General features: G+C 72.9%; 1 pseudogene. It reads right to left on the bottom strand.

Going from position 1 to position 380, the window contains the following annotated elements:
• Positions 1-380, bottom strand: a pseudogene (locus tag H0H10_RS00190) (glucose-6-phosphate dehydrogenase); the annotation flags it as partial.

Raw genomic sequence — 380 nt, 5'->3', positions numbered from 1 at the left:
CGACCGCGATCTCGGTGACCCGGCGGCCCAGCCGCTTGCCGGTGCGCAGGTAGAAGGGGACGCCCGCCCAGCGGCGGTTGTCGATCCCCAGCTTGATCGCGGCGTAGGTGTCGGTGGCGGAGGCCGGGTCGATGCCCTCCTCCTCCAGGTAGCCGGCCACCTGCGCGCCGCCCTGCCAGCCGCCCGCGTACTGCCCGCGCACGGTGTGGGTGCCGAGGTCCTCCGGCAGCCGCACCGCCCGGAAGACCTTCAGCTTCTCGGTGAGCAGCGACTCGGCGTCGAACGAGGCCGGCTCCTCCATGGCGGTCAGGGCCATGAGCTGGAGCAGGTGGTTCTGGATGACGTCGCGGGCGGCGCCGATGCCGTCGTAGTAGCCGGCC

The sequence above is a fragment of the Streptomyces griseicoloratus genome, assembly GCF_014534645.1.
In the GTDB taxonomy this organism is placed as follows: domain Bacteria; phylum Actinomycetota; class Actinomycetes; order Streptomycetales; family Streptomycetaceae; genus Streptomyces; species Streptomyces griseicoloratus.
Note: the sequence above shows the minus strand (reverse complement) of the source record. Positions and strands in the feature narration are given on the sequence as shown.